The 24,219-nt window shown below is 70.2% G+C and carries 24 protein-coding genes, 3 tRNA genes, 1 other RNA gene and 1 pseudogene; 16 read left to right on the forward strand and 13 right to left on the reverse strand.

The window, feature by feature from the left end; translation table 11 throughout:
- The first annotated feature begins 27 nt into the window (after positions 1-27).
- Together ACSDG8_RS18540 and ACSDG8_RS18545 are read left to right on the forward strand one after the other, a co-directional pair.
- The gene (locus ACSDG8_RS18540; protein WP_210894380.1) at positions 28-552 is read left to right on the forward strand and encodes a tRNA adenosine deaminase-associated protein; all 525 of its coding nucleotides are present in this window, start codon (positions 28-30) and stop codon (positions 550-552) included.
- 178 nt (positions 553-730) lie between these two features.
- Positions 731-1,174, forward strand: a complete 444-nt coding sequence (locus ACSDG8_RS18545; RefSeq protein WP_210894444.1) for a nucleoside deaminase — start codon at positions 731-733, stop codon at positions 1,172-1,174.
- Positions 1,175-1,186: 12 nt separating this feature from the next.
- Here ACSDG8_RS18545 and ACSDG8_RS18550 read toward each other — a convergent pair whose 3' ends face one another.
- From ACSDG8_RS18550 to deoD, 3 genes are all read right to left on the reverse strand, one after another.
- On the reverse strand, positions 1,187-1,654 hold the full coding sequence (locus tag ACSDG8_RS18550) for an acyl-CoA thioesterase (protein ID WP_210894377.1): 468 nt from the start codon (positions 1,652-1,654) through the stop codon (positions 1,187-1,189).
- The gene (locus ACSDG8_RS18555; RefSeq protein WP_210894375.1) at positions 1,651-2,289 is read right to left on the reverse strand and encodes a TetR/AcrR family transcriptional regulator; all 639 of its coding nucleotides are present in this window, start codon (positions 2,287-2,289) and stop codon (positions 1,651-1,653) included. Before ACSDG8_RS18555 ends, ACSDG8_RS18550 begins: the two co-directional genes overlap by 4 nt.
- A gap of 112 nt (positions 2,290-2,401) precedes the next feature.
- On the reverse strand, positions 2,402-3,109 hold the full coding sequence (gene deoD, locus ACSDG8_RS18560; protein ID WP_013289061.1) for a purine-nucleoside phosphorylase: 708 nt from the start codon (positions 3,107-3,109) through the stop codon (positions 2,402-2,404).
- A gap of 75 nt (positions 3,110-3,184) precedes the next feature.
- On the opposite strand from deoD, the gene ACSDG8_RS18565 reads away from it, so the two are divergent.
- Positions 3,185-3,271 (forward strand) — tRNA-Ser (locus tag ACSDG8_RS18565).
- 86 nt (positions 3,272-3,357) lie between these two features.
- Here ACSDG8_RS18565 and ACSDG8_RS18570 read toward each other — a convergent pair.
- From ACSDG8_RS18570 to ACSDG8_RS18585, 4 genes and pseudogenes are all read right to left on the reverse strand, one after another.
- Positions 3,358-3,600 (reverse strand): tyrosine-type recombinase/integrase, encoded by a 243-nt coding sequence (locus tag ACSDG8_RS18570; RefSeq protein WP_439428062.1) that lies wholly within the window; start codon positions 3,598-3,600, stop codon positions 3,358-3,360.
- Between the two features lie 346 nt (positions 3,601-3,946).
- Positions 3,947-4,033, reverse strand: a pseudogene (locus ACSDG8_RS18575) (site-specific integrase); the annotation flags it as partial.
- A 299-nt stretch (positions 4,034-4,332) separates the two neighbouring features.
- On the reverse strand, positions 4,333-4,974 hold the full coding sequence (locus ACSDG8_RS18580; RefSeq protein WP_439427102.1) for an MAE_28990/MAE_18760 family HEPN-like nuclease: 642 nt from the start codon (positions 4,972-4,974) through the stop codon (positions 4,333-4,335).
- Positions 4,971-6,083: a DUF262 domain-containing protein gene (locus ACSDG8_RS18585; protein ID WP_439427103.1), complete on the reverse strand. Its 1,113-nt coding sequence runs from the start codon at positions 6,081-6,083 to the stop codon at positions 4,971-4,973. Before ACSDG8_RS18585 ends, ACSDG8_RS18580 begins: the two co-directional genes overlap by 4 nt.
- Before the next feature lie 280 nt (positions 6,084-6,363).
- Between ACSDG8_RS18585 and ACSDG8_RS18590 the strand changes: the two genes are divergently transcribed.
- Positions 6,364-6,450: transfer RNA gene (locus tag ACSDG8_RS18590), tRNA-Phe, on the forward strand.
- A 256-nt stretch (positions 6,451-6,706) separates the two neighbouring features.
- A complete protein-coding gene (locus tag ACSDG8_RS18595) occupies positions 6,707-7,735 on the forward strand; it encodes a hypothetical protein (RefSeq protein ID WP_439427104.1) in 1,029 nt (342 codons plus the stop codon).
- A 6-nt stretch (positions 7,736-7,741) separates the two neighbouring features.
- Here the strand turns inward: ACSDG8_RS18595 and ACSDG8_RS18600 are convergent, their stop codons facing one another.
- The 4 genes from ACSDG8_RS18600 to ACSDG8_RS18615 all read right to left on the reverse strand — a co-directional run bounded on the left by ACSDG8_RS18600 (position 7,742) and on the right by ACSDG8_RS18615 (position 9,993).
- Complete coding sequence (locus ACSDG8_RS18600; RefSeq protein ID WP_210894369.1) at positions 7,742-8,284, reverse strand: DUF4362 domain-containing protein; 543 nt, start codon at positions 8,282-8,284, stop codon at positions 7,742-7,744.
- The gene (locus ACSDG8_RS18605) at positions 8,265-8,777 is read right to left on the reverse strand and encodes a SigE family RNA polymerase sigma factor (protein WP_210894367.1); all 513 of its coding nucleotides are present in this window, start codon (positions 8,775-8,777) and stop codon (positions 8,265-8,267) included. The genes ACSDG8_RS18600 and ACSDG8_RS18605 overlap by 20 nt, the downstream gene beginning before the upstream one ends.
- Before the next feature lie 83 nt (positions 8,778-8,860).
- Entirely contained in the window at positions 8,861-9,382 is a 522-nt protein-coding gene (locus tag ACSDG8_RS18610; protein ID WP_210894365.1) for a hypothetical protein, read from the reverse strand.
- Positions 9,379-9,993 (reverse strand): hypothetical protein, encoded by a 615-nt coding sequence (locus ACSDG8_RS18615; protein ID WP_210894362.1) that lies wholly within the window; start codon positions 9,991-9,993, stop codon positions 9,379-9,381. Before ACSDG8_RS18615 ends, ACSDG8_RS18610 begins: the two co-directional genes overlap by 4 nt.
- 210 nt (positions 9,994-10,203) lie before the next feature.
- On the opposite strand from ACSDG8_RS18615, the gene ACSDG8_RS18620 reads away from it, so the two are divergent.
- Positions 10,204-10,536, forward strand: coding sequence for a YciI family protein (locus ACSDG8_RS18620; RefSeq protein WP_210894360.1), 333 nt, complete (start codon positions 10,204-10,206; stop codon positions 10,534-10,536).
- Positions 10,533-11,753 carry an RNA polymerase sigma factor gene (locus tag ACSDG8_RS18625; RefSeq protein ID WP_210894358.1) on the forward strand — a complete coding sequence of 407 codons (1,221 nt, stop codon included), beginning with the start codon at positions 10,533-10,535 and terminating at the stop codon, positions 11,751-11,753. Before ACSDG8_RS18620 ends, ACSDG8_RS18625 begins: the two co-directional genes overlap by 4 nt.
- Positions 11,754-11,801: 48 nt before the next feature.
- On the opposite strand, the gene ACSDG8_RS18630 is transcribed toward ACSDG8_RS18625, so the two are convergent.
- Together ACSDG8_RS18630 and ACSDG8_RS18635 are read right to left on the reverse strand one after the other, a co-directional pair.
- Positions 11,802-13,223, reverse strand: coding sequence for a PASTA domain-containing protein (locus ACSDG8_RS18630; RefSeq protein ID WP_439427105.1), 1,422 nt, complete (start codon positions 13,221-13,223; stop codon positions 11,802-11,804).
- Between the two features lie 498 nt (positions 13,224-13,721).
- Positions 13,722-13,806 (reverse strand) — tRNA-Ser (locus ACSDG8_RS18635).
- A gap of 81 nt (positions 13,807-13,887) precedes the next feature.
- On the opposite strand from ACSDG8_RS18635, the gene ffs reads away from it, so the two are divergent.
- From ffs to ACSDG8_RS18680, 9 genes are all read left to right on the forward strand, one after another.
- An RNA gene (gene ffs / locus ACSDG8_RS18640) (signal recognition particle sRNA small type) lies at positions 13,888-13,977 on the forward strand.
- Positions 13,978-14,084: 107 nt separating this feature from the next.
- Positions 14,085-16,856 carry a DNA polymerase III subunit gamma and tau gene (locus ACSDG8_RS18645; protein ID WP_210894354.1) on the forward strand — a complete coding sequence of 924 codons (2,772 nt, stop codon included), beginning with the start codon at positions 14,085-14,087 and terminating at the stop codon, positions 16,854-16,856.
- Positions 16,857-16,964: 108 nt separating this feature from the next.
- Positions 16,965-17,273: a YbaB/EbfC family nucleoid-associated protein gene (locus tag ACSDG8_RS18650; protein ID WP_247678496.1), complete on the forward strand. Its 309-nt coding sequence runs from the start codon at positions 16,965-16,967 to the stop codon at positions 17,271-17,273.
- 8 nt (positions 17,274-17,281) lie between these two features.
- Complete coding sequence (recR, locus tag ACSDG8_RS18655) at positions 17,282-17,875, forward strand: recombination mediator RecR (RefSeq protein ID WP_073829286.1); 594 nt, start codon at positions 17,282-17,284, stop codon at positions 17,873-17,875.
- A 323-nt stretch (positions 17,876-18,198) separates the two neighbouring features.
- Entirely contained in the window at positions 18,199-19,863 is a 1,665-nt protein-coding gene (locus ACSDG8_RS18660) for an ABC transporter substrate-binding protein (RefSeq protein ID WP_210894350.1), read from the forward strand.
- Positions 19,864-19,941: 78 nt separating this feature from the next.
- The gene (locus ACSDG8_RS18665; RefSeq protein ID WP_210894348.1) at positions 19,942-20,946 is read left to right on the forward strand and encodes an ABC transporter permease; all 1,005 of its coding nucleotides are present in this window, start codon (positions 19,942-19,944) and stop codon (positions 20,944-20,946) included.
- Positions 20,943-21,911: an ABC transporter permease gene (locus tag ACSDG8_RS18670; protein WP_210894345.1), complete on the forward strand. Its 969-nt coding sequence runs from the start codon at positions 20,943-20,945 to the stop codon at positions 21,909-21,911. The genes ACSDG8_RS18665 and ACSDG8_RS18670 overlap by 4 nt, the downstream gene beginning before the upstream one ends.
- 64 nt (positions 21,912-21,975) lie before the next feature.
- Positions 21,976-23,091, forward strand: a complete 1,116-nt coding sequence (locus ACSDG8_RS18675) for an ABC transporter ATP-binding protein (protein WP_210894343.1) — start codon at positions 21,976-21,978, stop codon at positions 23,089-23,091.
- On the forward strand, positions 23,088-24,191 hold the full coding sequence (locus ACSDG8_RS18680; protein ID WP_210894341.1) for an ABC transporter ATP-binding protein: 1,104 nt from the start codon (positions 23,088-23,090) through the stop codon (positions 24,189-24,191). Before ACSDG8_RS18675 ends, ACSDG8_RS18680 begins: the two co-directional genes overlap by 4 nt.
- Positions 24,192-24,219: the final 28 nt, after the last annotated feature.

The raw sequence follows: 24,219 nt of genomic DNA on the forward strand, positions 1-24,219 counted from the left end.
TGCTGCCGAGGCCAATTTGGGGGGACCGTGTCGTACTTCGCTGCTGCCGTGGCGCGCGTCGACGGCGACTGGACCGCAGGCGAGGTGAGCCTGCGGGGCGTCACCGACATCGAGGAGGTGGCGGACCGGCTGCGCGACGTCGAGCCGGACGCCGACCTGTCGCTGCTCTTCGTCGAGGCGGACGACACGTACCTGGTCGTCCTCCGCCTGGACGAGGGGGAGGACCTGCGGATCTTCGGCTCCGACTCGGCGTACGCGGAGGAGTCCCGCCTGGGCGCGCTGCTGGTCGGCGACCTGAAGACGTCGGTGACCGGGCTGGAGGAGGTCGACGAGCCCCGCGAGTCCGGAGGGGACGAGGAGACCGAGCAGCCCGCTGTGGACCCGGAGGCCGATCCGGTGGGCGACGCCGACCTGCTGGCCGACCTGGGCATCCCGGCGCAGAAGCTGCTCGCGCTCTGCGCGCACGAGGGCTCGATGCCGGCCGATGTCACCGCCGAGGTCTGTCAGGTGCTCGGATGCGTGGACGAGGTCGAGGAGCTGCGTGAGGTCTGAGCCCGGGGAGTCCCGGACGCCCGGCGCCGCCGAACCCGCCGACGCGACCGATCCGGCGCTGGAGACCGTACGCCCGGGGCAGCCCACTCCCGGCCGGGCCGCGCGCGTCGGCCCCGGCGCGGACGAGGCGCTCGCCGACCCGGGCGCGGTGGGCCGCAGGCAGCGGCACGAACTCTGGATGCGCCGAGCCCTGGAGGTCGCGGCGACCGGCCCGGACGGCCCGGCCCCGGACCGGAACGCCGACGACGTGCCGGTCGGCGCGGTGCTCTACGGCCCCGACGGCGCCGAACTGGCAGTCGGGCGCAACGAGCGGGAGCTGACCGGCGACCCGACCGCGCACGCCGAGGTGCTGGCGCTGCGCCGCGCCGCGCACCGGCTGGGCCGGTGGCGGCTCGACGACTGCACGCTCGTGGTGACGCTGGAGCCGTGCACCATGTGCGCCGGGGCGATCGCGCTGGCCCGCGTCTCGACAGTGGTGTTCGGCGCCTGGGAACCGAAGACCGGCGCGGTCGGGTCGCTCTGGGACGTGCTGCGCGACCGCCGCGTCACGCACCGCCCCGAGGTGTACGGCGGTGTGCTGGAACGCGAGAGCGCGGCGCTGCTGCGGGCGTTCTTCCGCTGACGAGTTCCTGGCTCAGGCGGTCGTCGGCGCCGGGCGCAGCAGCGTCGCGGCCACCCCCTGGGCGACCTCGGTCCAGGCGGTCGGGCGCAGCGTCGCCGGGTCGAGCCGGACGATGGATCGGGTGCCGGTGGCGTGGACGGTGGCGCCGTCGGTCGAGCGGAACTCGAACGCGTAGCGGGCGCTGCTGGTGCCGAAGTGCTCCAGCCAGAAGTGCACAGCCACCGTGCCGACGCCGGTCACCGGCGCCCGGAAGCTGATGGTGAACTCGCGTACCGCGTGGAACACGTCGGGGGCGGCGTGCACGTCGCCGCGGTAGGCGACGCCGCGCTCGGCCCAGTAGGGCGTCAACGCGCGTTCCAGGAGCACCGCGTAGCGGGCGTTGTGCAGCAGGCCCATCGCGTCGAGGTCGTCGAAGTGCACCGGCACGTGCGCGACGTGCCCGAACTCGGCGGCCTGCCGGTCGACAGTGGCGTGGCTCATGACTGGCCTTCCAGTAGCAGGGTCGGATCCGGGCAGAGCGCCCGCAGCCGGTTCAGCAGGCCCTGGCGGGCATGCCGGTAGGTGGCGTCCGGGTCGAGGAGGCGGGACCGCATCACCGCGCTGATCCCCAGCGCGTCGATCTCGTACGCGAGCAGCGGCACGTCCAGGTCGGCGGGGAGTTCGCCGAGGTCGACCGCCTCCTGGACGAGGCGCTCCAGCAGCGCGGTCCAGCTGGCGAACGCCTCGGCGAGCCGGTCCCGGACCGGTCCGGGGCGGGCGTTGTACTCGAACTCGGTGTTGGCGAAGAAGCAGCCGCCGGGCAGCACCCGGGCGGCGTAGAAGTCGATCCGGGCATCGTGCAGTGCGCGCAGCCGGCGCACGCCCCGAGGCGCGCCCAGGGCGGGGGCGAGGATGCGCTCCTGCCACTGCGCCACCGCTCGGTCGACGGTGGCGAGTTGCAGCGCCTCCTTGGAGCGCCAATGCGCGAAGAGGCCGGACTTGCTCACCTCCAGCCGGTCGGCGAGCTGCGCCAGGGACAGGCCGTGCAGGCCGACCTCGGTCGCAAGCGCCACGGCGGTGTCCAGCACCGCGGTGCGGGTGCGGTCGCCGCGGGCGACGCGGCCGTCGGAGGTCATGCGGGCAGCGTAACGGGAAACAAGCACGACCGGTCGTATTTATTTTTGTGACACGCATAACGCGGACCGCCCCGCCACCTTGCGGCGACGGGGCGGTCCGGGTCGAACAGGGTCAGGCGATGATGGTGTCCAGCGCGATCTCGACCATCTGGCCGAACGTCTGCTCACGCTCCTGCGACGTGGTCTTCTCGCCGGTCTTGATGTGGTCGCTGACGGTCAGGATGGTCAGCGCGCGGGCCTTGAAGCGGGCCGCGATCGTGTAGAGCGCCGCCGACTCCATCTCCACCGCCAGCACGCCGTAGTCGGCAAGCCTGTCGTACAGGTCCGGCCGGTCCGTGTAGAAGGCGTCCGCCGCCAGGATCGGCCCCACCCGCATGCTGATGCCGCGCCGCTCGGCCACCTCGACCGAGGTACGCAGCAGCCCGAAATCGGCCACCGGGGCGTAGTCGATCAGCCCGTCGAAGCGCATCCGGTTCATGTTCGAGTCCGTGGACGAGCCGATCGCCGCCACCACGTCCCGCAGCTGCAGATCCTCGGTCAGGGCACCGCAGGAGCCGACCCGGATCAGCGACTTCACGCCGTACTCGTTTACCAGCTCGTGGGCGTAGATCGAGGCGGACGGCATACCCATGCCGGAGCCCTGGACGGACACGTCGACGCCGTTCCACCGGCCGGTGAAGCCCAGCATGCCGCGCACCGTCGTGTAGCAGCGGGCCCCCTCCAGGTAGGTCTCCGCGATCCACTTGGCCCGCAGCGGGTCGCCCGGCATCAGGACCCGCTCGGCGATCTCTCCCGGCTCAGCGCCGATGTGCGTACTCATGCCAAAGATCCTGCCAGGCCGGGCCGAGGGATACCGGTTCGGCGTCCAAGCCGGCGGTCCTGTACCCTCGTCGGCGGTGGCGTGTCCGAGCGGCCTAAGGAGCACGCCTCGAAAGCGTGTGAGGGTTTACGCCCTCCGAGGGTTCAAATCCCTCCGCCACCGCTCGTGAACAGCGAGAACGCCCGGTCGATCCGTAAGGATCGGCCGGGCGTTCCGCTTGTGGTCTCAGTCTCGGTCTCAGTTGCTGCTCAAGAGGTCGATTTCGAGTCCTCTGTCGGGGTGTCCCACAGCAGCCCTCCGACGCGCTGGGCGATGTCCCGGCGCACCTGAGCGGTGAGGTGTTGGTACCGAGCCGCCATTGTCGAGTTCGACCAGCCCATGATTCCCATCACCGCCCGTTCGGCCACCCCGAGGATCATCAGTAACGCCGTGGCGGCGGTGTGCCGGGCGTCGTGTAACCGGCCGTCGCGGAGTCCGGCGAGCCGAAGCAGCGCGCTTCCACTCGTCGTAGTCCGTGCGCGGGTTCACCGGGTCGCCGGTCGGTGTAGCGAACAGCCAATCACCGTCCTCCCAGAGTTGGGCGGCGGTGGCGCGCTCCTGGTCTTGCTCGTCGCGGTGCTTACGGAGCAGCGCGACCAGCTCGACAGGGAGTCCGATGCTGCGCTGGCCGGCCCGTGACTTGGTTTCGGCGGTATCGGCCCGTACCTGGCGGCGGTCGGGGCAGTGCCCGCCGTGCTTCCGGCCGCACGGCGGGCGGCACCCGTGCTCCCACCTCGGCCGTTGCCGGCCGCGCCGGACGGTCAGGGTCCCGGCGTCGAGGTCGACGTCCGACCAGCGCAGGCCGAGCGCTTCCCCCTGGCGCAGGCCGAGGGCGAGCGCGACCGCCCACCGTGCGCTGTTGCGTCGGCCATGGGTGGCGGCCATGAGGCGCTGCACCTCGGCGACCGTGTACGGCTCGATCTCGCTTTCCGGCAGACGTGGTGCCTTGGCGAGGGTGGCAGGGTTCTTGGCGAGGTGCCCCCGGCGTACGGCCTCGTTGAGCGCGGTCCGGATGGTGCGGTGCGCCTGGTGGGCGGTCGCCGCCGGGTGCTGCCCGTCTCATGCATCCGGCGGTAAAGCGCTCCAGCGACAGAGGGGCAGAAAGGTGGCGCGCTGAGTGCGCCTGGCCGCAGGCTGGGACCCTGGGCCTACGAACTACGGACAGGCACGGGCCCGTCCTACGTCTAGATACGGTACTCCTTGAGGGCGGCAGCATTTGAAATCTGTCTGTAAATATCGTCCATAACGCCTAGGATCTCGGTGCGGAGATCTACCCAGTCTGTTAGAGCGATAAAATCCTGCTCGCCGTGTGCAATCCGATTTCGTGACGCGAGAAGCTGATCGTCGATCATGTCTCGATATTTCTCATAGCCGTCGCATCTGCAGCCAATAGACACGAGGATGTCTTCCAGGCGGTCATAGTTCAGATTGGCCATCGTCCTGACCGCTTCCCTAGTATTAGGAATACGTGCAAGCTCGGATGCTCCCTCCCTGATCTGACGGACTACCTCTGCGTGAAAGCGCGAGCGGTGGGTCTGCCCGAACTCAGTCAGGTCTGCGCGCATCGCGAGACCGGCAAGTTCTGGGCGCAGGTCACCCCAGGTGAGGTTTTGCCGGGAGAGGTAGGCCAAGTACGCATGGGCGGCGTTCTTTACGAATCCCTCCCAATGGGCGTAGAGCAGTGCCACCGCCCCGCGGAGAAGGGCGCGTTGGACCGCACTCTCCGCTCCATGAACCTGATTTCTGAATACCGATAGCTCTTTCTTTCGCCATGCCAGGTCTGTTGATATCGCGCCGTCCAGTTCGGCGAGCGTGCGAATCTTCATGGTCTGAAATGAGCCCTCGCCGCGGGCACAATGGCTGCTATTCGAGTGGTACCTCTCACGCCCCCACGTGATTGAGCTCGGAACGCCGCCAGATCCCACAGCTCCACGACCTTCTTGCGCAACTCCGCCTTCCGTGCGGTGTTTGCGCGCCAAGCTCCGAGGTTGGAGGCGACTCCGGTGGTTACGGCTTCGAATGCCGATACGAGCAATCCTCCAACGAAACGTTCCTTCGGCGGATCGTAACGTCGGAAACACTCGGCGCCGAGTGCATCGTTCAACAGAGCGAATGTGCCGGAGAAGATGTCCGCTACAGAACTTCGGTCGTAAGACGGATCGGTTGCAGACGCTAGCATTCTTTCTGTCAGGTAGCTGTCGACATCCAGCATGCCTTTCAGTTCGTCGTCAGAACTGCCTAGCAAGGCAAGGAAGCGGCAAACCAGTTCGAGGTCGTATTGCTGTTCGCCCTGTCGGCTGGTGACGAGCGTGCAATCCTTGAAGTCTTCGTTATCTCGCAGCTCCGTGAGCCACTGGAAGAAGGAGCGGTCAGCCATCAAAAGCTGAACGTTCCGAACCTCTTGGTCCGAGGCGGTCTCTCCACCGGAGTTCAGCCGATCGAAAAGTTCGTACTTCGCCTTGTCGTCACTCTCAGGTAGCAGGATCTTTACATCAATTTTGCTTCTCTTTAGACCGATTCTCTGCCCCGGCGTTAATGTAGGGGCCTCATCGGATTCGAAAGTCATGCCGGCCAGTGACTGAAGGTATTTCGTCGCGGTCAGTGAGCTCGCAGGGACTGGCTCGCCCGTGGCTTCGTCAACCAGCTCCCCCATAAACTCCAGGATGGTCGATATCCGCTGCAACCCGTCGATGACCTCCCAAATCCCATCGTGGCGTTGCATTACGAAGATCGATGGCAGCGGTATGCCCAGCAAGATGCTTTCTATTAGCCTTGACTTTTTCTCAAGAGGCCATCGAAAAAGCCTTTGGTATTCCGGACGGATTACTAGCTCGCGACTCTTGTAAAGATTCACCAGTTCGCCGATTGACATCGAGAGGGCATCTGCCTTGACAATAGAACGTCCGTCCTCGATCTCTTCCTGAAGACTGGTCACCCTGAGTCCGTCCTATGCTCGGTATCTGCGTGGCGCGTCCAGCCTAGGTCAATCTGCAATCGTGTGCTATGCCCGGGACGCCGAGCCGCCGTGCGTGCGAGTGGGCGCCGGGTGCCGCGGCAGCTGCGCCGGTCCGCGTAGGTGACCGCAGGCATACGGAGACCGTCCTGCGTCGGAGCGCCGGGCCAGGATGGCGCCGATGGTCTCAGTTGTGGTCGTTCACCACTGTTCGGCAGTACCTTGCCCCGGTGACGGGTCTCTGTGAGAGCAGACCGCGGGCGGTGGCGACGGGTCGCGGACATTCGTCGCAAACCTCGAAAGCGTGTGAGGGTTTACGCCTCCGCGGGTTCAAATCCCGCCGCCACCGCTCATGAACAGCGAGAACGCCCGGTCGATCCGTGAGGATCGACCGGGCGTTCCGCTTCTGGTCGTGCGCTCTTGCTCTTCAGGAGTTGCAGGTCGAAGGGCGCATCCCTGCTCGGGCAGGCCCCAGCGCCTGGCTGCTGCGGCGAGCGTCCGGGCGGAGCTGAGTACTCGACCCCGGCCCGCCCTAGGTATCCGTGCTCGTGTATCTCCGGTGATCTGCGGGTTAGTGTCGACGTCCACACCAGGGAGGAACCGCTGTGGTTTTCACGCCTGCACAATCGTCGGCACCCGCCGGACCGGTCACGTCCCGTTTTGATAATTCCTTCCGGCCGCACCTGATCTGGGAGGCGGTGCTGCTGGCGCTGACCGTCGTCGCTGCGGTGGTGTGGTACTCCCAAGACGGGTCGCGGCTGTCGCCGCTGGTGTTCAACATCGCCTCCGCCGGCCTGTTGGCCACCGCTTTCGCGCTGTCGCTGCGCACGGCCACGCCCAACCTCGCGGTCGTCGGCGTCGCGGCCCTCGCCGGCCTGACGTACGCGAAGGTGCTCGACGGCGGCGCCCCGGTCTTCGTCGCGGCGGTCGCCGCGATCGCCGCCGCGGCGCTCGTCGGTCTCGGGATGGGCCTGGTCGCCGGGCTGCTGCGGGCGCCCGGGTGGGCGGTGTCGCTGGGCGGGCTGGCGCTGACGCAGGGCATTCTGCTCGCCGCCATCGGCAGCGGCGGTCCGCAGCGGCTCGCGAGGGAAGGTTGGATCCGGTCCGACGGTGCCGCGGCCGGGTGGCTGGTGCTGTTTCTCCTGCTGTCGATCGGCGGCGCGGTGGTGTGGTCGATCCCGGCGGTGCGGCGGGCGCTGAGCGGCAACCGGGTCGTCGCCGGGGAGCCGCCGTCGCCTCTCGGCGCACGGCTGCTGGGCGCGGTCATCGGGCTGGGCGGTTCCAGCCTGATCGCGGGCGCGGCGGGAGTCCTCCTGGTCGGCGGGATCGGCGCCACGACCCTGTCGGTCGACATCGGCCAGCTGGCGTTCGTGGCCGGCGCCGTCCTGCTCGGTGGCGTGAGCGTGGCCGGCGGGCGGGGCGGCTTCGCGGGCACCGTGCTGGGGGTCGCCCTGCTGAGCCTGGTGCAGATGACCATCCTCCTCGCGAACGGCCCCCGTTGGCTGTCGACTGTCGTCTTCGCGCTGGCGGTCCTCGTCGGCCTGGGCGTCAGCCGGACGCTGGAGGCCCTGCAACCGGCACCGCCCGCGAGCATGCCGGGCGCCGGGCCGGCCGAGCCGTCGCGGAAGTACTGACCGCTGTCAGCCCGGTACCGGCGACGAGCACTGCCGGAACATGATCCTCCCGCTGGTGATCTCGGGACCGGTGCACCTCTGCCGCACGAGACCCTGCCCGCCGCCGAATCTGTCCTGGCGGGAGTCGGTTGTCATCTCCACCGTGCCGTCCCCGCCGACGACGTAGAGCCTCGGGATCGGGTCGCCTTCCGTCGTGGGCGAGGTCACGGCGAGGCGGGCGGGGCGGTGCGCCTCGACCGCGTCGAGGAAGCAGGTGATCGCGGATTCCGGTAGGCCACCCGAGAGCCCGAGGACGTGGTCACCGCAGTCCGCCATCGCCGTGGTTCCCCCGCCGGCGGAGGGCGGGGTCTTCGTACCGCCGCCGTTCGTCGCGGCCACGGCGGCGGACACTCCCACGACGGTCAGGACCGCGACGAGCGCCACGCCACCTGCCGTCCGTCGTCGGCGCAGGCGCTCGCCGCGGGCGCGGACCCGCTCGGGCGGCGCCAGGCTCAGGGCGGCGGTGTCCTCCTCCAGCGCCGCGATGGCCTCACGGATGCGTGCTGACATCGGAATCCTTCCGCTCGTCATCGGCGTCGAGCAGCGGGGCGAGCGCCGTCCGCGCACGGGACAGGTAGACCTTGACGGTGCCGGCGGGCATCCCGGTGGTCTCGGCGATCTCGTTGATCGGCAGGTCGCTGAGGTAGTGCAGGACCACCACCCGTCGCTGCGACTCCGGCAGCCGCCGGAGCGCCGCCAGCACCGCGACCCGGTCCGGCGACGGCTCGGGCGTTTCCGTGGGCGGGCCGAGTCTCGCCCGCGCGGCGAGCCAGCGTCGGACGCTGCGCCATCGATTGGCGGCGAGCCGCCACGCGACCGTTCGTACCCAGGCTTCGGGCGAGTCGTAGCCGGACAGCGACGACCAGCGTGCCCAGGCGCGGGCGTACGCCTCCTGTACGACGTCCTGCGCCTCGCCGAGATCGCCGCAGACCGCGTAGACCTGGCGCAGGACCCGGGCCGAGGTGGCCGCGTAGAAGGCGTCGAAGTCGTCGCTCGTGCCCATTCGCCCCGTCCCTCTCCCTGGCCGTCACAGAGATACACACCGCCAGGGGGCCACCGGTTACAACAGATGGGTCGAGCCGAATGTCAGCAGGGGCCGTAGCCCTCGTCGAAGAGGCGGCGGGCCCAGTCCGCGTACCCGGCGATGATCTCGCGGACGGTGAGGCCGTCGTGCAGGAACAGGTACGCGCGGTCGCCGTCGCGGGCGAGCAGCCCGGCGAAGCGGTGACTGCCGGGCGGCGCCGGCAGGTCGGTGGCCCCGGGGTACGCGGTGCGGACCTCGCCGATCGGCGTGCCGGCGCTGATGCCCTCGGGTGTGCTCATCGGGTCGTCCAGCCAGAGCAGGACGAGCCGGTCGTCGACGAAGATCGGGCTGACCGCCCCGTGCCCGACGAGCGCGTGTCCGCATGCCTCCTCGTCGGCGCGCAGCACGCCGCGGCGGGTCAGGTCCGCCTCGGTGGCGCCGAACTCCGCGTCGCGCAGGCCCTCCAGGCTGACCACCTGGGTGGCCCCGACGGGCCGGGCCGGCCACTGTGGATGGACGCCGCTGCCCGCCACGGACGCGGCAGCAAGCAGTGCGGCGATAAAGCCGAATTGTCGTAATTTCATGAAATCCCCCAGTCACCAACGGGACCGGGGCGATGAGGTTGCTGGTGCTGGCCGGATTGGCGAAGTTCCCACTCTTCGGCCAGCTCGTCCCAGTAGTCGGCGGACAGCCCGCGCCGGCCGTGCATCAGCCAGCCGTCGGTGTCGCGCTCCAGGTGCAGGCCCAGTTCGGCGAACGGGTCGATCCACGCGCCCGGCTCCGCGCCCAGCCGGGCCAGCGCCGTGTTGATCGGCCACTCGGTGCGCGGCCGGTCCAGCGCGGCGTCGTAGCGCGGCCCCCAGCTCACCTCGCCGCCGAGCCACACCACCGCCGACTGGTGGCCCAGCCCGCCCGCGAACTCCGCCTCCAGGTACGCGACCGGGCCGCTCCTCGACCAGCGGGCCAGCACCTCCGCCAGCGGCGGCGAGAGCACCAGCCGGAACGGGCGCTCGGCGCGCGGCTCGTCGGTGGCGAAGTCCGGCAGCCCGCCGGTCAGCTCCTGCACCAGTTGCGGGGTGATCGGCAGCAGCGCGAAGTCCTGGCGGAGCGCGGCGAGTACCGCGTGGTCCAGGTCGGCGGTCTGCTCGCGAAGCAGCTCGACGTCGGCGACCACGGCGCTGAGCTGGTAACTCATCCGGTCCTCTCGGCGTCCACAGGCTGTGGATGGAACATGTGTACGACGGTGGTCGGGTGTCCCGGCGTGACGCGACCGATGCCCAACGTACGGGCGAAGCAGCGTTCGCGCAGCATCGAGCCCGATACTCACTCTGCACCGGTGTCGGATCGGGGCTGCGGTGTTCGTAGCCGAGGTGACAGTGGGCCGGGGAAGACGAAGGAGGAACCGATGGCGCAGTACCTGATCTCCGTACTCGACGACACGACCGGCTCGGCCACCGAGGCGGAGATGGCCGCGATCGGTGAGTTCAACGAGCAGTTGCGCGCCGGCGGCCACTGGGTCTTCGCCGGTGGTCTCGCGGCACCGGAGACCGCCACAGTCGTGGACGCGCGGGACGGGAACCCGGTGCTCACCGACGGGCCCTACGTGGAGACGAAGGAGTACGTCGGCGGGTTCTGGATCATCGAGGCGCCGGACTTCGACGTGGCGCTCCCGCTTGCCGCGCTGGCGTCGCAGCGATGCAACAGGCGGGTCGAGCTGCGGCCGTTCCTGACCGCGTGACCGACGTCGGCGAGGCGCTCACCCGGGTCCACCGCGAGGAGTGGGCCCGGGTGGTCGCCACGCTCGCCCGGCGCATCAGGGATCTCGACGTCGCCGAGGAGGTGACCGCCGAGGCGTTCGCAAGCGCCGTCGAGCGGTGGCAAGTCGACGGCGTACCGCCGAACCCCGGCGCGTGGCTCACCACCACCGCGTACCGCAGGGCGGTCGACCGGATCCGGCGCGAGAGCCGGCGGGAGGAGAAGCACCGGGAGGCGCTGATGCTGGCCGACGCCCCGGAACCACTCGGTGTCATCGACGACGACCGGCTCCGCCTGATCTTCACCTGCTGCCACCCGGCGCTGGCCATGGAGGCGCGGGTGGCGTTGACGCTGCGCCTTGTCGGCGGGCTCACCGTGCCGGAGATCGCCCGGGCGTACCTGGTCCAGGAAGCCGCAATGAGCCGGCGGATCACCCGGGCCAAGACGAAGATCAAGGCGGCCGGGATCCCGTACCGGGTGCCGTCCCGCGAGGACCTGCCGTCACGCGTAACCGGCGTGCTCGCCGTCCTCTACCTGGTCTTCAACGAGGGATACCTCGCCTCCGACCCGGGCAAGGAGGCGGTCCGCGCCGACCTGACCGGCGAGGCGATCCGGCTCACCCGGCTGGTCCGCACGCTGCTGCCCGACGACCACGAGGTCACGGGGCTCCTGGCGCTGATGCTGCTCACCGAGGCCCGCCGGCCCGCCCGGGTGTCCGCGACCGGCGAACTCGTCGTCCTCGCCGAGCAGGACCGCAGCGCCTGGGACCGCGATCTCATCGCCGAAGGGCACGCCCTGGTCCGGGCGTGCATCGCCGCCGGCCGGCCGCCGGGCCGCTACCAGATCCTCGCCGCGATCAACGCCGTCCACACCGACGCCCGCGACGCGCGGGACACCGACTGGTCGCAGGTCGCCGCGCTCTACGACCATTTGGTACGCGTCGACCCGTCGCCGATCGTGCGACTCAACCGGGCGGTGGCGGTCGCCGAACTGGACGGGCCGCAGGTCGCGCTCGCCGAGGTGGACGGGTTGCCGCTGGACGGCTACCACGCGTACCACGCGACGCGGGCCGAGTTGTTGCGGCGGATGGGGCGGGGCGGGGAGGCGCGGGCGGCGTACGACCGGGCGATCGAGTTGGCGGGGAACAGCGCGGAGACGGCGTACCTGAGGCGGCGGCGGGACCAGTTGGGCGGCCGGTGAGCGGTGCCACGGTTCGAGGTCTGTCACTGATGCGGGCGTTACCGCCGTTCAGCAGAATCGGGTGGGGCAGAGCCACCCGGGGATGTTGAAGTTGTCATCGTCGTTGCCGGGACGTGGTGGGAGCGGCGGACGTCCACTGCTGGAGCTCTTCGGCACCGGCCGCTGCTCCTGATCGCGCACCAGCAGGACGATGAGCTGCCCCGGTCGAACCGGTTGCCCTGCCGCCGGAATGCTCCCCACCACGATCGAGGATTCTGAATAGGAAACCTTCAGCCCGGCCCGTGCCGCCATCTCCTCTGGCGGCTCGTTGCTGTACCGGGAGCAGGGCCGGTCGACGGCGGTAAGCGCACCCTTGTGTGCCATGCCCTTGGCGTAGCGGAAAAGGACCACCTGCTGCAGACCGGCGAGCGGTCCGTCGTTCTTGGTCGTACTCCCCGCCTGGATGCCGTTCGGGAGCCGGGGCATCGTCGGGTGGGCAGCGAACCATGCCGCTTCTTCTGCCTTGAGTACGTGCAGTGAAATGGTTTCGTCGGGCGGAACGACTCTGCCCGGAGGTGGGCTTGTCGCGATGACAGTCCAGCTGGCATCCCAGGCCGTCCTGCAGAGAGGCGTGGCGTCTGACGGCCTCGAACGGAGGTTGAAGGCGGCGACCGAGCTGCGGGCACTGGGGAGGTCCAAGCCCACTACGTCTGGAACGGTCGGCACAACCGGGGCGGTGCTCGGCGTGGCGGGCTCTGTTGTTCTTCCGTACAGGGGCGCCGGCCTCCCCTGGCCGACGGACTTCGGCCCGGTTTCCGGCGGCGGCGCAACGACCGCAGCGATGGAGATGGCAACAGTCCAGGCGAGGAACGCCAGGCCCACCGTCTTCCATACCCTTGAACCGTGCGCCCGTGACCATGTCCAAGCCGCGACGGCCGCGGTGATCGCCAGGCAGCCGAGGAACGCGATGCCGTACTCCTGAACCACGCCGCCGAGGACGATCAGCAAGGCGCCGAGCATTGCGGCAATGAGTGCGCCATGGCGCTTCAACCGAAGAAGGACCGGCTCCGGGGCAGCCTTCACGGGACCGAAGGTCTCCAGTGGCACGTCGGCGATGGCGGCAAGCTCGCCTCGCGTCGTCGCCGCGCCCAGCGCAAGCCTCAGGTCGGCAAGCTGATTCAGCTCGTCGTTCGTGATTCCGTTCTCGGACAGGGGCCGGGATACGACCTCAACCGCGACTTCCCGGTCAGAATCAGTGGCCGGAAGCCGACCGGTGTACTCATGAGCTGCTTGTGCGCGGGCGGCCTCGGCGCCCTCATCCATCGGGAAGCGCGGCCGTCTCCCGGCCCGGCGGTCAGCCTCATCCACGCGTCGATTCGCCGCGGAGATCAGGTGAAACAGCCCAACCACGAGGAGAACCGATGCCGCGATCGGCCACCACAGGAAGATCAGCAGGATGTCTGCGACGGGCTTGCCCGTCAGACGAAACATGGCAGACACGGGTCAGCTCGCCCAGCGCGTTCTCTGTCCGGCCGGAGATGCCGGTCTGGAGGTCACTGACCTTCGTGACGATGGGTCCGAGCGGACCCGCGTCCGTGCTGCCGATCGGCGCCGCCGCCCGGCAGGGATCGGTTCGGAACAGGCCAGCTCGATCCCGTCGCAGGTACGTATCAAAGTGACCATCGTCGTAGCTTCGTATCCGGCCTCGTGACCGTGCCATCCAGCAAGCGGATGATCATGGTGACGCTGGTCGGTGCGGCGGCCTGACGTGCTGGTCCCTCCGGGGATGACCGTCCGGTACCGGCACATGGCCGACCAGGTGCGGCGCGACGCCGCCCAGCTCGGCGGACTGCTCTGGGGTCACCCGCCGGGGAGCCCGGCGACGATGACGAGGGCAGGAAGAGGGCAACTGAGACGAGAGTGGCCGTAGAGACGATTCAGGGCCGGTCCCTGTGGGGCCGGCCCTGTCGTTTTCCCTGCTCAAGCGAGCGGAGGATACGAGATTCGAACTCGTGAGGGTGTAAACCCAACACGCTTTCCAAGCGTGCGCCCTAGGCCTCTAGGCGAATCCTCCGCGAGCCAGGATACAGGTCCCGCGTCGGCGGGCCACCCCACCCTCCCGGAAGATCCACAACCCTTCGGGTAGGCTTGGTGTCACCTCCCGTGCGGCGGTACCTCGTGAACCTCCCCAGGGCCGGAAGGCAGCAAGGATAAGCGAGCTCTGCCGGGTGCACGGGAGGCCTTTCTGTCTCCCGGGCCGGGTAACGTCGCTGCGGGTCGGGTCACGGGGTGGTGGGTGGTCACCCGGGGCCGACCGGCGCAGAATGGCTCGGTCGAGAGGAGGCGGGACGGGTGGCACTGGCCCTTTACCGCAAGTACCGGCCGCGCACGTTCGCCGAGATGATCGGCCAGGAGCAGGTCACCGAGCCGCTGTCGCAGGCGCTGCGCAGCGGGCGGCTCAACCACGCCTACCTCTTTTCCGGTCCGCGGGGCTGCGGCAAGACCTCCAGCGCCCGGATCCTGGCCCGCTCCCTCAACTGCGAGCAGGGCCCCACCCCCGAGCCGTGCGGGCAGTGTGACTCGTGCCGCGGGCTGGCTCCCGACGGCGGCGGCTCGATCGACGTCATCGAGATCGACGCGGCCAGCCACGGTGGTGTCGACGACGCCCGTGAGCTGCGCGAGAAGGCGTTCTTCGCCCCGGCTCGCAGCCGCTTCAAGATCTACATCATCGACGAGGCGCACATGGTCTCGTCGGCCGGCTTCAACGCGCTGCTCAAGCTGGTCGAGGAGCCCCCGGAGTACGTCAAGTTCATCTTCGCCACCACCGAACCGGAGAAGGTCCTCGGCACGATCAAGTCGCGGACCCACCACTACCCGTTCCGGCTGTTCCCGCCGAAGGTGGTCCGCCCCTACCTCGAACAGCTCTGCGAGGCGGAGGGCGTCAAGGTCGAGCCGGCGGTCTTCCCGCTGGTGGTGCGCGCCGGCGGGGGCAGCATGCGCGACAGCCTCTCCGTGCTCGACCAGCTCATCGCGGGCGCCGGCCCGGAGGGTGTCGACTACGCCCGGGCCGCCGCGCTGCTCGGGGTCACCGACGCCGCGCTGATCGACGAGATGTGCGACGCGCTCGCCGCCGGTGACGGCGCCGCCGCGTACGCGACAGTCGACCGGGTCGCCGAGGCCGGGCACGACTCGCGCCGCTTCGCCTCCGACCTGCTGGAACGCCTCCGCGACCTGATCGTCCTGCAGCAGGTGCCTGATGCCGCCGCCAAGGGCCTCATCGACGGCCCGGCCGACCAGATCGAGCGGATGGCCGCCCAGGCCCAGCGCCTCGGCCCGGCCACGCTGTCCCGCTGTGCCGACATCGTGCACAACGGCCTGGTCGAGATGCGCGGCACCACGGCGCCCCGGCTGCTGCTGGAGCTGATCTGCGCCCGGATGCTGCTGCCCGGCGCGGACGACTCGTCCGGCGGCCTGCTCCAGCGCCTGGAGCGGATGGAACGCCGGCTGACGCTGGGCGGCGCCGAGCTGCCGCCGGCCGCCGCCGACTCCGCGCACCCCACCCAGACCCCTGAGGTACGCCCGGCGGCTCCCGCCCCGGGCGCGGCTGCCGCCGCGGTCCACCCAGATTCCGCCGGCACGCCGGCGGCTGCCGGTGCCCCGACCGGTGCCGCCGCCGCTCGCGCCGCTGCCGCCGCTGCGGTCGGTTCCCGCAGCGTGGCACCCGGTTACCGTCCGGCCCCCGCCGTGACGGAGCCGGTGGATTCCCCGGCACCGCCCGCGCCCGAGCGGGCCACGGTCAACGACCCCCCTCCCTCGGACGATCCCGTACCCGCCCGACGCCCGGTACCGCCGTCCGCGGTGATGCCGGACCCGGCCACGCCCGAGCCGCCCCGCCCCGGCGCGGCGAATCCGGGGGCGCTGGACGCGGTGGCGGTACGCCGGGTCTGGCCCGAGGTGGTCGGCAAGGTGAACCGGAGCAACAAGCGGATCGCCGCGCTGATGCGTGATGCGGTGGTGCGTGACCTGGACGGCGACACGCTCGTGCTGACCGTGAAGTCGACGGTGCTGGCGAAGATGATGGCCGACCACGCGGCCGTGCTGACCGACGCGCTCTACGAGGAGTTCGGCGGTCGCTGGCAGATCCGCTGCGAGGTGGCGGGCGAGCGCGGCGCGGCCTCGCTCGGTGGCCCGTCCCGCCCGTCCGGCGCGGGACGGCAGAGCGACGCCGCACCCGACCGTGCCCCGGCCCGCCCGGCGTCCGACACCTCGCCCGGTCGCCCGGACCCCGGAGCAGCGGCCAACGCTCAGGGCCGCCCGGACGCGGGCGCGGTTGACGCCGGTAACGGACGTCAGGGCCCCGGTGCGACTGGCAACGCTCACGCGCGACCCGACTCCGGTGGTGCACCTGACTTCTCCCAATCGGCCGCATCCGACGCCGGTTCGAGCCGTCCTGGCTCGGCCGACGCCGGACCGGGCCGTCCGGACTCCGGTGCTGCCGGTCGTCCGGCATCCGCCGGTCCCGGCGACGCTCCGGGACAGCCGGTGTCCAGCTCGGCGGGTGCCACGGCCGGGCAGGCCGACGAGGACGACTGGCCGGAGCCGGTCCGGCCCGGTGGCGCGGCCACCAGTGCCGCTTCGGCGGCGCCAGCTGTGGACGGGGAGGACTGGCCGGCTGCGGCGCGTCCGGGCGGGGGCACGGCGACCGCTACCGCCCCTGTCGCCGTACCCAAGCCTGCTGCACCCGCGACGGCGCCGGCCGGTGGGGCGAGGCCGGCGGGCGGCGGGCCGAAGAACAGCGCGATCGCGGCGGCGCGTGCCGCAGCGGCGGCGGCCGCTGCGGGCGGCGGTCCCGGCAAGGGGTCGCGCGCGGCGCAGCCGGCGCGGAAGACGGCCGACGCCGAGTGGGCGGGCGAGCCGCCCTACGACCCGGACTTCGACGGCCCGGTGCGGGGCGGGCGGGCGCCTGCCGCGGCGCCGGCCTACGAGGGGTTCGACCCGGGTGACGAGCCGCTTGACGACGTGATCGACGAGCGGACGGCCCGGCAGTCGAGCGAGGAGCAGGCGGTTCAGCTGCTGCGCGAGACGTTCGGGGCCGAGAAGATCGACGAGGTGGACGCGCGCTGAGCGCGCGCCGACCGAGAAGGAGCTGCGCCCCGGCCCGACTAGGCTGGGCGCGGCCGAGCAGACGAGTGGAAGAAGGAGCGGTCCGTGCGCCCAGGTGGACAGCCGAACATGCAGCAGATGCTGAAGCAGGCGCAGAAGATGCAGCAGCAGATCGCCAAGGCCCAGGCCGAGCTGGCCGAGGCGGAGCTGACCGGCACCGCCGGCGGTGGCCTGGTCACCGCGACCGTCGCCGGCACCGGTGAGCTGAAGGCGATCAAGATCGACCCGAAGGCGGTCGACCCGGAGGACGTCGAGACGCTCGAGGACCTGGTGGTCGCGGCCATGCACAACGCCGCCGAGGCGGCCCGCGAGCTGACCGAGAAGAAGATGGGCCCGGTCGCGGGCGGCATGGGCGGCCTCGGCCTGCCCGGGTTCTGAGCCGGCAGATGTACGAGGGTGCCATCCAGGACCTGATCGACGAGCTGGGCCGCCTGCCGGGCGTGGGACCGAAGAGCGCCCAGCGGATCGCGTTCCACGTCCTGTCGGCGGATCCGGCCGACGTGAACCGGCTGGCCGGCGCGCTGCGCAAGGTCAAGGACCTGGTCCGGTTCTGCACGACCTGCTACAACGTAGCCGAGTCGGAGCAGTGCCGGATCTGCCGTGATGCCCGGCGCACCGACGAGGTGCTCTGCGTGGTCGAGGAGCCCAAGGACGTGGTGGCGATCGAGCGGACCGGCGAGTTCCGCGGGCGCTACCACGTGCTCGGTGGCGCGATCAATCCGCTGGAGGGCATCGGCCCGGACAACCTGCGGATCCGTGAGCTGATGACGCGCCTCGGCAGCGGTTCGGTGCGTGAGTTGATCCTCGCCACCGACCCGAACACCGAGGGCGAGGCGACCGCCACCTATCTGGCGCTGATGGTCAAGCCGATGGGGATCGCGGTGACCCGGCTGGCGAGTGGGTTGCCGGTCGGCGGCGATCTGGAGTACGCCGACGAGATCACGCTGGGCCGGGCCTTCGAGGGGCGCCGAGCCGTCTGAGTTGTGCCGCGTCGCGTCCGGCGGGTGCCCTGCGGGGTGCCCGCCGGACCCGTTTCCACACCGGACCCGGGTTGCCCGTCGATCTGACACGAACGTGCGTCCGGGACCGGAGCGACGTCACAAATTCGGCCTTCAAACCGACGAAAGTTCGGCTTGATACAGCGTTCTCCTTCGAATCGATTGCCTCGTTCCAGAACAGACACGATTCGATACCAACCCGCCCCCCGCCCGTTTCCGCGCCGTCCAACCGAGGGCTAAGGTCTGCGCACATCGGTGACCCTGTCACCACGTTGTCCGTACCCCCAAGGACGAGGTGAAGCACCATGCGTGCATCCAGGCCGAAGGTCGCAATCGCGGCCATCGCGGTCGCGGCCCTCGCGGTTGCAGGCTGCGCCGAGAGCGACCGTGAGAGTGGCTCCGGAGGAGATAGCAAGAAGGACACCCTCGTCTTCGGCGTCGCCGGAGACCCGAAGGTGCTCGACCCCAGCTTCGCCAGCGACGGTGAGTCGCTGCGCGTGGCGCGCCAGGTCTTCGAGACGCTGGTCCGTCCGGAGGAGGGCGGCACCAAGGTGACGCCGGGCCTCGCGGAGTCCTGGACGCCGGACGCGGCAGGCACCACCTGGACCTTCAAGCTCCGCTCGGGCGTGAAGTTCCACGACGGCACCGACTTCAACGCCGAGGCCGTCTGCGCCAACTTCGACCGCTGGTACAACGCCAAGGGCCTCATGCAGAGCCCGGACGTGACCGCGTACTGGCAGGACGTCATGGGCGGGTTCGCCAAGAACGAGAACCCGGACCTGCCGCCGAGCCTCTTCAAGTCCTGCGCCGCCAAGGACGCCACCACTGTGGACCTGGCGTTCACCCGGGTCTCCAGCAAGATCCCGGCCGCGCTGATGCTGCCGTCGTTCTCGATCCAGAGCCCCAAGGCGATGGAGCAGTACGACGCCAGCAACGTGACCGGCACCGCCGAGGACATCAAGTACCCGGCGTACGCGATGGAGCACCCGACCGGCACCGGCCCGTTCAAGTTCAAGGCCTGGGACATCGCCAACAAGACGCTCACCATCGAGCGCAACGAGGACTACCACGGCGACAAGGCCAAGCTGAAGACCATCATCTTCAAGACGATCTCGGACGAGAACGCCCGCAAGCAGGCGCTCCGCTCGGGTGACATCCAGGGCTACGACCTGGTCGGCCCGGCGGACGTGGAGCCGCTGAAGAAGGAGGGCTTCAACGTCCTCACCCGGCCCGCCTTCAACATCCTCTACCTGGCGATCAACCAGAAGGGGAACCCGAAGCTGGCCGACCTCAAGGTCCGGCAGGCCATCGCGCACGCCCTGAACCGGCAGGCGCTCGTCGACTCGAAGCTGCCCCCGGGCGCCAAGGTCGCGATGAACTTCTTCCCGGACACCGTCGAGGGCTGGAACGGCGACGTCACCAAGTACGACTACGACCCGGCCAAGGCGAAGGCCCTGCTGGCCGAGGCCGGCGCGTCGAACCTGACGCTGCGGTTCCACTACCCGACCGAGGTCACCCGGCCGTACATGCCGAACCCGAAGGACATCTTCGAGCTGCTCTCGGCGGACCTCAAGGCGGTCGGCATCAACGTCCAGGCCATCCCGCTCAAGTGGAGCCCGGACTACCTGAACGCCACCACCTCCGGCAACAAGCACGACCTGCACTTCCTCGGCTGGACCGGTGACTACGGCGACGCGTACAACTTCATCGGCACCTTCTTCGACCGCCAGAAGGACGAGTGGGGCTTCAACAACCCCGCGCTCTTCACGCAGTTCAAGGACGCCGACACCACGGCCGACGCGGCGGCCCGGACGGAGAAGTACAAGGCGCTGAACAAGACGATCATGGACTTCCTGCCGGGCGTGCCGATCTCGCACTCCCCGCCGGCGATCGTGTTCGGCAAGGACGTGACCGGGATCAAGGCGAGCCCGCTCACCGACGAGCGGTACTCGAGCGCAGAGTTCAAGTGATCTGAAGGCACCGTACGCGGGCGGGCGCTGTGACCACAGCGCCCGCCCGCACCCCTCCGCACACCCTCCGAGGCGCCCGTGTTCCGGTTCATCGTCAGACGCCTGCTACAGCTGATACCCACGCTGTTCGGGCTCTCCGTCCTGCTGTTCATCTGGCTCCACCGACTTCCCGGCGGGCCCGAGACCGCGATTCTCGGTGAACGGGGCACGCCCGAGACGCGCGCCGCCATCCGGCGCAACCTCGGCCTCGACGAGCCGATCCTGGTCCAGTACGCCCGCTTCCTGCGGCGGATGATCCGGCTCGACCTGGGCACCTCGACCGGTACGAAGCGGGCGGTCACCACGGAGTTCGTGGAACGGTTCCCCGGCACCGTCGAACTGACCGTCATGGCCATGGTGCTGGCGATCGGCCTCGGGATCCCGCTCGGCTACCTCGCCGCCCGCCGCCGCGGCCGGTTCCTCGACCACGCCTCGGTCGGCGGATCGCTCATCGGCATCTGCATCCCGGTCTTCTTCCTGGCGTACGTGCTCAAGGCGATCTTCGCGGAGAACCTGGGCTGGTTCCCCTCCAGCGGCCGGCAGGACCCGACCATCGGGGCGACCCGGGTCACCAACTTCTTCGTCATCGACGGGATCATGACCCGCGAGTGGGACGCCGCCGCCGACGCGCTCTGGCACCTCGTGCTGCCGGGCATCGCGCTGGCGAGCATTCCGCTCGCGATCATCGTCCGGATCACCCGGGCCAGCGTCCTGGAAGTGCTCAACGAGGACTTCGTCCGGACCGCCGAGGCCAAGGGCCTGACCGAGCGGACCGTCCGTCGCCGGCACGTGCTGCGTAACGCCATGCTGCCGGTGGCCACCTCGATCGGTCTGCAGACCGGTCTCCTGCTCTCCGGCGCGGTGCTCACCGAGACCGTGTTCGCCTTCAGCGGCATCGGCGCGTTCGTCGCCGAGTCGATCAGTCAGCGCGACTACCCGGTGCTGATGGGCTTCATCATGATCATTGCGGTGGTGTACGTGCTGGTGAATCTCCTGGTCGACCTCTCCTACAGCGTGATCGACCCGAGGGTGAGGGTGCGATGACCATCACCGGAGGAAAGAAGCGCGAGAAGATCGACCGGCTCGCCGAGCTGGCCGCCCGCGAGGACGAGCAGGGGGTGAGCCTCTGGAAGGAGGCGTTCCGCCGCCTGCGGCGCAACCCGGCGGCCGTCATCGGCGTGGTCATCCTGGCGATCTTCGTCCTGGTCGCGGTGATCGGGCCGTTCTTCGTCCCGTACAGCCCGACGGACTCCATCGGCATCCGGGAAGGGCTGGTCAAGTCCGGCCAGGGCATCATCCCGGGCGCCTCCGCCGACCACTGGCTGGGCTTCGACCACCAGGGCCGGGACGAGTTCAGCCGGCTGATCGTCGGCGCCCGGCAGACGCTGCTCGTCGGCGTGGTCTCCACCCTGATCGGTCTCGCGGTCGGCGCGCTGATCGGCGGCGTCGCCGGCGCGGCGGCCGGGCTGGGCGGACGCTGGGGCCGCTGGATCGACACCACCCTGATGCGCTTCATCGACATGCTGCTGGCCATGCCGAGCCTGCTGCTCGCGGTGAGCATCGCGGCGCTGCTCGGCGCCAGCCTCACCACAGTGATGATCGCCGTGGGTGTGGTGTCCGTGCCGATCTTCGCCCGGCTGCTGCGCGGCTCGATGATCGCCCAGTCCAACAGCGACTACGTGCTGGCGGCGACGGCGCTCGGCGTGAAGCGGTCGAAGATCGCCCTCACCCACGTGGTGCCGAACTCGATCGCCCCGGTCATCGTGCAGGCCACGCTGACGCTGGCGACCGCGATCATCGAGGCCGCCGCGCTCTCCTTCCTCGGCCTCGGCAACCCCGACTCGGCCATCCCGGAGTGGGGCGTCATGCTCGCCGACGCGCAGCCGTACCTGGGCATCCGGCCGGGCCTGGCGATCTACCCGGCGCTCGGCATCATCATCACCGCGCTCGGCTTCACGCTGCTCGGCGAGGCGATGCGCGAGGCCCTCGACCCGAAGCTGCGGAAGTAGGTACCCGTGAGCGCGAGGAGTGAGCTTGCGAGCCCCGCAGTCGCGAACGAAAGGCCGGCACAGCATGGCGCTGCTTGAAGTCAACGACCTCTCCGTCACGTTCGCCCGGCGCGGGCAGCGCACCGTGCACGCGGTGGACGGGGTGTCCTTCTCGGTCGACGCCGGCGAGGTGGTCGGCCTGGTCGGCGAGTCCGGCTGCGGCAAGAGCGTCACGTCGCTGGCGATCATGGGCCTGCTGCCCAAGCAGCCGGGCCTGCGTGTCGGCGGCAAGGCGGTCTTCGACGGCACCGACCTGCTCCAGCTCGACGACAGGTCCCGCCGCGACATCCGCGGCCGGGACGTGGCGATGATCTTCCAGGACCCGCTCTCGTCGCTGAACCCGGTCATCCCGATCGGGCTCCAGGTGACCGAGGTGCTGGCCCGCCACCGGGGAATGAAGGGCGAGGCGGCCACCAAGGAGGCCGCCGCCCTGCTCGACCGGGTGGGCATCCCGGACCCGCGCCGGCGGCTCAAGGAGTACCCGCACCAGCTCTCCGGCGGCATGCGGCAGCGGGCGCTGATCGCCATGGCGGTCGCCTGCCAGCCCCGGCTGCTGATCGCCGACGAGCCGACCACCGCGCTCGACGTCACCATCCAGGCGCAGATCCTGGAGCTGCTGAAGGGCCTGGTCCGCGACTCCGGCACCGCGCTCGTGATGATCACCCACGACCTCGGCGTGGTGGCCGGCATGTGCGACACCGTCAACGTGCTCTACGCCGGCCGGGTGGTGGAGACGGCCAACCGCCGTCCGCTGTTCCGCCAGCCGCGGCACCCGTACACCGAAGGTCTGCTCGGTTCGGTGCCCCGCCTGGACGCCGGCCGCGGCGAACGGCTCAACCCCATCCCCGGCTCGGTACGCGACGTGCTGCCCTGGCCGGACGGCTGCGCGTTCGCCCCGCGCTGCGCCCGCCGCGTCGACGAGTGTGTGGGCGAGCCGCCGGAGCTGGTGCTCACCCACGACGCGCGCAGCTACCGCTGCGTCAACCCGGTGCCGATCCCCGGCCTGACGCCGGAGGCGGACGTCCGGGCCACCGCGCCGACGACCGCCGAACCGGGTACGGTGCCGGCCCAGGCCGAGCCGGCCGACCCGCCCGCGGTGCCCGGTTTCGGACCGGCTCCGCGCGAGGAGGAGACCCCATGAGCGACAACGACATCCTCGTCGAGGTCCGCGACCTGAAGGTGCACTTCCCGATCCGGCGGGGCGTGTTCTTCGACCGGACCGTCGGGCACGTCAAGGCCGTCGACGGGGTCGACCTGAGCATCCCGCGCGGCAAGACGTACGGGCTGGTGGGCGAGTCGGGCTGCGGCAAGTCCACGCTCGGCCGGGCGCTGCTGCAGCTCACCCCGCCGACCGGCGGCGAGGTGAAGTTCGACGGCGTCGAGCTGACCACGCTGCCGGCCGGCAAGCTGCGCACGATGCGCCGCCGCATGCAGATGATCTTCCAGGATCCGATGTCCAGCCTGGACCCCCGGCAGAACGTCGAGTCGATCCTCACCGAGGGCCTCCAGACCCACGGCATCGGCACCGACCGCAACGACCGGCGGCGGATCATCGGCGAGACGCTGGACGCCGTGGGCCTGCCGAAGTGGGCGCTGTCCCGCTATCCGCACGAGTTCTCCGGCGGCCAGCGCCAGCGCATCGGCATCGCCCGCGCGCTGGTCCTCGGCCCGGAGCTGATCGTCGCCGACGAGCCGGTCTCCGCGCTCGACGTGTCGATCCAGGCGCAGGTGGTGAACCTGCTGGACGAACTCCAGGAGAGCCTCGGCCTGACCTACCTGGTCATCGCGCACGACCTGGCTGTGGTGCGGCACATCGCCGACATGGTCGGCGTGATGTACCTGGGCGCGCTCGTCGAGGAGGCACCGAGCGACCGGCTCTACACCGAGCCGCTGCACCCGTACACCCGGGCGCTGATGTCGGCGGTCCCGGTGCCGGACCCGGACGTGGAGGACCGGCGCGAGCGGATCCTGCTCGCCGGGGACCTGCCGTCGCCGGCGAACCCGCCGTCGGGCTGCCGGTTCCACACCCGCTGCCCCTGGGCGCAGCCGACCCGCTGCGCCGACGAGCGGCCGGAGCTGCGCCAGATCGGCGCCAGCCGGGTGGCCTGCCACTGGGCCGAGCAGATCGCCGCCGGTGAGCTGCGCCCGCACGAGGTCACCGCGAAGATCACCCGGCCGGAGGGCGAGGGCGAAGAGCCCGGCGTCGTCTCCGCGCCCAGCGAGCCCGGCTCGTACGTCTGACACGACAAAGCGCGTCCCCACCCATTCC

It is taken from the genome of Micromonospora sp. LA-10 (assembly GCF_051853095.1).
Lineage (GTDB): Bacteria > Actinomycetota > Actinomycetes > Mycobacteriales > Micromonosporaceae > Micromonospora > Micromonospora echinospora_A.

What these genes read in the sequence shown, in the direction of transcription:
- deoD (WP_013289061.1), bottom strand. Translation starts at nt 3,109, where the DNA reads ATGAGTACGCACATCGGCGCTGAGCCGGGAGAGATCGCCGAGCGGGTC.
- ACSDG8_RS18615 (WP_210894362.1), bottom strand. Translation starts at nt 9,993, where the DNA reads ATGAGTTACCAGCTCAGCGCCGTGGTCGCCGACGTCGAGCTGCTTCGC.
- ACSDG8_RS18650 (WP_247678496.1), top strand. Translation starts at nt 16,965, where the DNA reads ATGCAGCAGATGCTGAAGCAGGCGCAGAAGATGCAGCAGCAGATCGCC.
- ACSDG8_RS18630 (WP_439427105.1), bottom strand. Translation starts at nt 13,223, where the DNA reads ATGTTTCGTCTGACGGGCAAGCCCGTCGCAGACATCCTGCTGATCTTC.
- ACSDG8_RS18610 (WP_210894365.1), bottom strand. Translation starts at nt 9,382, where the DNA reads ATGAAATTACGACAATTCGGCTTTATCGCCGCACTGCTTGCTGCCGCG.
- ACSDG8_RS18605 (WP_210894367.1), bottom strand. Translation starts at nt 8,777, where the DNA reads ATGGGCACGAGCGACGACTTCGACGCCTTCTACGCGGCCACCTCGGCC.
- recR (WP_073829286.1), top strand. Translation starts at nt 17,282, where the DNA reads ATGTACGAGGGTGCCATCCAGGACCTGATCGACGAGCTGGGCCGCCTG.
- ACSDG8_RS18600 (WP_210894369.1), bottom strand. Translation starts at nt 8,284, where the DNA reads ATGTCAGCACGCATCCGTGAGGCCATCGCGGCGCTGGAGGAGGACACC.
- ACSDG8_RS18620 (WP_210894360.1), top strand. Translation starts at nt 10,204, where the DNA reads ATGGCGCAGTACCTGATCTCCGTACTCGACGACACGACCGGCTCGGCC.
- ACSDG8_RS18550 (WP_210894377.1), bottom strand. Translation starts at nt 1,654, where the DNA reads ATGAGCCACGCCACTGTCGACCGGCAGGCCGCCGAGTTCGGGCACGTC.
- ACSDG8_RS18580 (WP_439427102.1), bottom strand. Translation starts at nt 4,974, where the DNA reads ATGAAGATTCGCACGCTCGCCGAACTGGACGGCGCGATATCAACAGAC.
- ACSDG8_RS18680 (WP_210894341.1), top strand. Translation starts at nt 23,088, where the DNA reads ATGAGCGACAACGACATCCTCGTCGAGGTCCGCGACCTGAAGGTGCAC.
- ACSDG8_RS18675 (WP_210894343.1), top strand. Translation starts at nt 21,976, where the DNA reads ATGGCGCTGCTTGAAGTCAACGACCTCTCCGTCACGTTCGCCCGGCGC.
- ACSDG8_RS18555 (WP_210894375.1), bottom strand. Translation starts at nt 2,289, where the DNA reads ATGACCTCCGACGGCCGCGTCGCCCGCGGCGACCGCACCCGCACCGCG.
- ACSDG8_RS18660 (WP_210894350.1), top strand. Translation starts at nt 18,199, where the DNA reads ATGCGTGCATCCAGGCCGAAGGTCGCAATCGCGGCCATCGCGGTCGCG.
- ACSDG8_RS18545 (WP_210894444.1), top strand. Translation starts at nt 731, where the DNA reads ATGCGCCGAGCCCTGGAGGTCGCGGCGACCGGCCCGGACGGCCCGGCC.
- ACSDG8_RS18670 (WP_210894345.1), top strand. Translation starts at nt 20,943, where the DNA reads ATGACCATCACCGGAGGAAAGAAGCGCGAGAAGATCGACCGGCTCGCC.